The 6,476-nt window shown below is 65.1% G+C and carries 2 protein-coding genes; both read left to right on the top strand.

The genetic code is table 11. The features are described from left to right. The first annotated feature begins 237 nt into the window (after positions 1–237). On the top strand, positions 238–2,010 hold the full coding sequence (locus AC54AF_RS26795) for a ShlB/FhaC/HecB family hemolysin secretion/activation protein (RefSeq protein ID WP_496639013.1): 1,773 nt from the start codon (positions 238–240) through the stop codon (positions 2,008–2,010). Positions 2,011–2,093: 83 nt separating this feature from the next. Beyond that, positions 2,094–6,476, top strand: a 4,383-nt coding sequence (locus tag AC54AF_RS26790) for a two-partner secretion domain-containing protein (protein WP_496639012.1), incomplete at its 3' end; no start/stop codon positions are given.

Below are 6,476 nucleotides of genomic sequence, written 5' to 3'. Positions count from 1 at the left end.
ATGCCGGGTGGTGTGGCAGGGGAGCGGCCCTTCAGGGCCGCCCCCTATGCCGATTATTCATTGTGGATGCATTTGTCTGACCTACTGCCATGATGCCGCGTGCTTATTTACTAGTGGTAATTCGATAGTTAAAAGACAGTTACCAAAGAAGTAAAGTTCTCAAGAAATAAATATAGTTGCCGGATGGAAATAATTAATTTATAATTTCCTTACGTAAATAATTACTTAAGGCAACATATGCACCTGCGCTTGACGCCATGGTGCGGTGTATTTTTGTTTAGCGGCACCCTGTGTGCCGCCGCGTCCGCGCAGACCCGTCCTGAAATCGCGCCGCCCCTTCCCAATCCGTCTGGCGCCAGCCAGCGCGACGATGCCAGCCAAGAATTGATACGCCAGCAAGAACGCGAGCGCCTCCTGCGCCAGCAGCAGGAACGCACGCCCGACGTGCGCCTGCTTGAAGCACCCGCGGCCGCATCCGCCAACCGCCTGCCCGCGGGCGAATCGCCGTGTTTTACCATCGATCATCTGGAGCTGCGGGGCGAAGGCGCCGCGCAGTTCCAATGGGCGCTGGCCGCCGCCAGCCGCGACGACCTGGGCGCGCCGGACGCTCCGCTGGGCCGCTGCCTGGGCACGCAGGCCATCAATGTGCTGATGGGCCGCATGCAGAACGCCATCATCGCGCGCGGCTACGTCACCACGCGCGTGCTGGCCGAGCCGCAGGACCTGAGCAAGGGTACTTTGGCTTTGAGCGTGATACCGGGGCGCATCCGTCAGATCGGCTTTGCGCCCGGCACGAATCCCCGCGCCACCTGGTGGAATGCCGTGCCGGCACGCCCGGGCGACTTGCTCAACGTGCGCGACACGGAACAGGCGCTGGAAAACTTCAAGCGCGTGCCGACGGCCGAAGCCGATATCCAGATCATGCCGGCCGAGGGCGGCAATGCGAAGCCGGGCGAGAGCGACCTGCATATCCAGTGGAAGCAGGGCTTGCCGTTCCGCCTGGCGCTGGGCCTCGACGATGGCGGCTCGCGTTCGACGGGCAAGCTGCAGGGCAGCGTGACCCTGTCGTACGACCACTGGCTGACCCTGAACGACCTGTTTTATTTAAGCCTGAACCAGAACGTCGACGGCGACCGCAACGGCCCGCGCGGCACGGGCGGCATGGTGGCCCACTATTCGATTCCCTATGCCTACTGGCTGCTGGCTTTCACCGCCAGCGACAGCCGCTACCACCAGTCCGTGGCCGGCATCAGCCAGGACTACAACTACAGCGGCGCCAGCCAGAATCGCGAAGTCAAGTTGTCGCGCCTGGTGTACCGCGACGCGTCGCGCAAGACGACGCTGTCCTTGCGCGGCTGGCAGCGTTCCGCGCAAAACTTCATCGACGACACGGAAGTGGAAGTGCAGCGCCGCCGCATGGCCGGCTGGGAAATCGGTATCGGCCACCGTGAATTCATGGGCCAGGCAACCCTGGACGTGAACCTGCAATACCGGCGCGGCACGGGCGCGATGGATGCGCTGGCCGCGCCCGAGGAAGCGTTCGGCGAGGGCACGTCGCGTTTCAAGCTGCTGCTGGCCGATGCGGCCCTGTCGGCGCCGTTCACGCTGGCTGGCCAGCCGCTGCGCTACTCGGGCAGCTGGCGCATGCAGCACAACCGCACGCCGCTGGTGCCGCAAGACCGTTTTGCGATTGGCGGGCGGTATACCGTGCGCGGCTACGACGGCGAAAGCAGCCTGTCGGCCGAACGGGGCTGGTTGCTGCGCAACGAAATGGGCATGCCGCTGGGCAGCAGCGGCCAGGAAGCGTATGCGGGACTCGACCATGGGGAAGTGGCGGGACCATCCGCTGCCTGGCTGATCGCGCGCAACCTGACGGGCGCTTTTGTCGGCCTGCGCGGCCAGTGGCTGGGCGTCCAATACGACGCCTTTGTCGGCTGGCCCGTGCGCAAACCCGAGCTGTTCCACACGGCCAGCCATACGGCCGGCTTCAGCCTGAACGCCAGCTATTAAAAAATAACGATGTGAAACGCCGCCATCCGCCAGCCGTTCTCTTCTCCCCTTATCGCATCATTTAATTGTCATTAGGACATTTCATGAACAAGAACCTGTACCGCATTATCTTCAATAAACGTCGTGGCCAGCTGATGGTGGTCGCCGAAAATGCTTCTTCGCAAGGCAAGGCGGCCAAGGGCGAGGGCAGCTTGACGAATGGCGTGTTTGAAGGCGATGGCGGTGGCGGGCTAAGTTTAAGTGTGAATGGCAAGTTACGGCCGCTGGCGCTGGCCGTGTTTGGCGCGCTGGGCATGGTGAGTTTTGTCGCCGGGCCAGCCATGGGACAGATCGTGGCCGACCCGAATGCGCCGGGCCGGCAGCGTCCGACCGTGGTGCAAAGCGCGAATGGCGTGACGCAGGTCAATATCCAGACGCCGAGCGCGGCGGGCGTGTCGCGTAATACCTACAGCCAGTTCGACGTGACGGCGAACGGCGCCATCCTGAACAACAGCCGCGGCAATGTGCAAACGCAGACGGGCGGCTGGGTGCAGGGCAACCCGTGGCTGGCGGGCGGCAGCGCGCGCGTGATCCTCAATGAAGTCAATTCGGCCAACCCGAGCCAGCTGCGCGGCTATGTCGAGGTGGCGGGCCAGCGCGCCGAAGTCGTCATCGCCAATCCGGCTGGCGTGGCCATCGACGGCGGCGGTTTCATCAACGCCAGCCGGGTCACGCTGACGACGGGCACGCCGATGCTCAATGGCGGCAACCTGGACGGCTACATGGTGCAGCGCGGCGTGGTCAGCATCAACGGCCGTGGCCTGGACACGTCGCTGAGCGACTACACGGCGATCCTGGCGCGCGCCGCGCAGATCAATGGCGGCATCTGGGCGCAGGAATTGAAAGTGGTGACGGGGGCGAACCAGATCGATGCGGCGCATGGCGTGACGGGCGGCGCGCCGGGCGTGGGTCCGGCCCCAGCCTACGCGCTGGACGTGGCGCAACTGGGCGGCATGTATGCGGGCAAGATCACCCTGATCGGCACGGAAGCGGGCCTGGGCGTGCGCAATGCGGGCGTGCTGGCGGCCACGGCGGGCAACCTGGTGCTGCAATCGAATGGCTGGCTGAGCAATAGCGGCAATATCCAGTCGGCAGGTAGCGGCAGCCAGACCAGCATCGCCGTCACGGGCGACGTGGCCAACAGCGGCACCGTGTATGCGGGCGGCGACAGCCAGGTGCAGGCGCAGGGCAACATTGCCAACAGCGGCGTGATCGGCGCGCAGAACAATGTCAGCGTGCAAGCCACGGGCGCGGCATCGCGCATCGATGCCACGGCTGGCTCGGTGCTGGCGGCTGGCTTGAATCTGGACAATACCTTGGGCGCCAGCGGCAAGCTGAGCGTTTCCGCTGGTGACACCATTGCCGCGCACGGTACGGTGGTGGCTGGCGGCGACAGCAGCCTGGCGGCACGCCAGCTGGACCTTGCTGGCGCGCAGGTTTCTGGCGCGAACGTCAGCCTGGGCGCCAGCGCCGGTGATCTCGACGCCAGCCGCGCACAGGTCAGCGCGCGCGAGCGCCTGCAGCTGGATGCCGCGCGCACCGTGCGCAGCGATGGCGGACAACTGACGGGCCAGCAATTGGGAGTGAACGCGCACGACCTGTCGAACGTGGGCGGCCAGATCACGCAGCTGGGCGGCGGCGACCTGTCTATTCAATTGCCGGGAGCGTTGGACAACACGCGCGGCGTCATCGCCACGAATAGTCAGGCCTTGCGCCTGGAGGCAGCCAGCCTGAGCAACCAGGATGGTCACATCCAGCATGCGGGCACGGGCGCGCTGGAGATTGGCGCAGCCCAAGTCAACTTGCAGCGCGGCAGCATCGTCAGCAATGGCGTCATGGCGCTGACGGGCGAGCACGTCGACCACCGCGATGCCCGCACGGTAGCTGGGCAGCTCAGCATCGACGCCGGGACCTTGGACAACCGGGGCGGCAGCCTGGCGCAGAGCGGCCAGGGAGCGACCGGCGTGCAGGCGCGCAACGGCCTGGACAACCGCAGTGGTGTGCTGGAAAGCAACGGCGCTGTGAGCGTGCAGGCGGGCAATGTACAAAATCAGAAGGGCCGTATTGTCTCGGGCACAGACCTGGCGCTAGCTACTGGCGTGCTGGACAACACCGAAGCGACCCTGGCCGCCGGCGGCAAGCTGCGCCTGGACAGTGGCGACGTGGACAATACGCGGGGCCAGATCCAGGCGCTGGCGGGTGATGCGGCCCTGACGGTCGCAAAACTGAACAATACGGCCGGCAGCGTCTTTGCCGGCGGCAACCTGACTACCCAGGCCAGCGAAGTGCTCAACAGCGGCAACCTGTATGCGGCCGGCAGCCAGGCGCTGCAGGTGAGCGGCGCGATCAGCAACAGCGGCGTCATCGCCGCGCAGGGCGATAACCGCATCGACGCTAGCCGCATCGACAGCGCGACCGGCAGCCTGCTGGGCGCCGGCATCCGCGCCGACGGCAGCCTGGCCGGCAGTGGCCAGTTGCAACTGACGGCCACGCAAGCGATCAGCGCCCATGGCCAGAATTTGGCGGCCGGCAAGACCAGCATGCACGCCACCGCCATCGATATCAGCGGCAGCCAGACGGGCGGCGCGGCGATTACCCTGGACGCCAACGCCGGCAATGTCGTGACCGATAACGCGCTGGTGACCACCACCGGCTTGCTGTCCGTGACGGCGGCCGGCAGCAGCCAGGCCCTGTCGAACGTGCACGGCACCCTGAGCGCGGGCCAGTTGGATATCAAAACTGGATCGCTCGACAACCGCGGCGGGACCGTGATCCAGACGGGCACGGGCGACACCACCTTGCAAGGCAGCACCCTGGACAACACGGGCGGGCGCATCGCCGTCAACAGCTCCAAGCTGGCGCTGACTGCGGAACAGGTGATCAACCGCGACGGCAGCATCGAACACGCGGGCACGGGCAGCTTGCACATTGAGGCAACGCGCTTCGATGACGAGCGGGGCAAGATCATGGGCAATGGCCTGGTTGATATCCAGGCGGACACGCTCGACCACCGCCATGCCATCACGTCGGGGCAGAAGGTAGCGGTGCGGGCCGGTCAGCTGGACAACAGCGACGGCACCCTGCAGCAGACAGGGCCAGGACAGATGCGCGTGGACGTGGCGCAGACGCTGGACAATACGCGTGGCAGCATCGCCGGCAATGGCAGCGTGCAGGTGCAGGCGGGCGTGCTGGATAACAGCAAGGGTCGTATTACCTCGGCCGCGTCGGCGGATATCACCAGCAAGGGCGCGCTGAAGAATACGGACGGCGTGATCGCCGCCACGCAGGCGCTGCAGTTGACGGTGGTAGGACTCGACAACACGCGCGGCGTCTTGCAGGCGGATATGTTGCGTCTGGACGCGGCGACCTTGCTGAACCAGCAGGGCACGGTCAGTGCAGGCACGGACCTGACGGCGCGCCTCAGCGCTGATTTGAATAACGCCGGTCTGCTGTACTCGGGCCGCCACCAGCAACTGACGGTGGGTGGCTTGTTGAACAACAGCGGCTCCATCGCCTCCGTTGGCAACACCAGTATTTCCGCTAATAAAGTGACCAGCAGCGGTTTGCTGGGCGCCGGCGTAAAAGCCGATGGCAGCCTGGGCACGGCAGGCGATCTGACGATCAATTCCGATCGCGTGCTGCAAGCGAGCGGACAGAACTTGGCGGCAGGCAGTGCGACGCTGACGGGTTCCAGTGTGGATCTGTCGGGTAGCCAGACGGGCGCGGCAACCATCGCCATCACGGCAAATACTGGTGATGTACTGACGAACAAAGCCGTCATCTCGGCCAGCAACGTGCTGGCCATCACGGCCAACGCGAATAACGCCCAGTCATTGGTGAACAACCAGGGCCAGCTGGTGGCCGGCCAGCTGCAGCTGAACGTGGCGAACCTGAACAACGCCAGCGGCGAGATCGTGCAGACGGGCACCGGCGACACCGTCATCGCCACAGGCAAACTCGACAACACGGCCGGCCGCATCGCCGTCAACAGCGCTAACCTGGCCCTGAACGCGACGGTGTTGACGAACGTCAATGGCAAGCTGGAGCATGCAGGCGCGGGCGTGCTGGCCATCAACGCGGGCCAGTTCAACAACCAGTACGGCAAGATAACGGGCAATGGCAAGCTGGACATTACGGCAGCCGCCTTCGACCACCGCAATGCAACGACGGTGGCCAATCAGCTGACCATCAACGCCGGCAGCCTGGACAATCGCAGCGGCAGCCTAGCGCAGACGGGTACCGGCCTGATGACGGTGGCGGCTACCGGCCAGCTGGACAATACGGGCGGCAAGATCGCAGGTAACGGCGATGCGCTGGTGAAGGCAAACACTTTGCTGAACAGCACAGGCCGCATCGTGGCGGCGCAGGACGTCACATTGAACGTGGGCAGCCTGGACAATACGGAAGGGACGGTGGCGGCAGGACGC

The organism is Janthinobacterium sp. JF4 (assembly GCF_059617925.1).
Note: the sequence above shows the minus strand (reverse complement) of the source record. Positions and strands in the feature narration are given on the sequence as shown.

Excerpts from the sequence above, each read along its gene's own strand:
- AC54AF_RS26795 (WP_496639013.1), top strand. The coding sequence starts at position 238 with ATGCACCTGCGCTTGACGCCATGGTGCGGTGTATTTTTGTTTAGCGGC.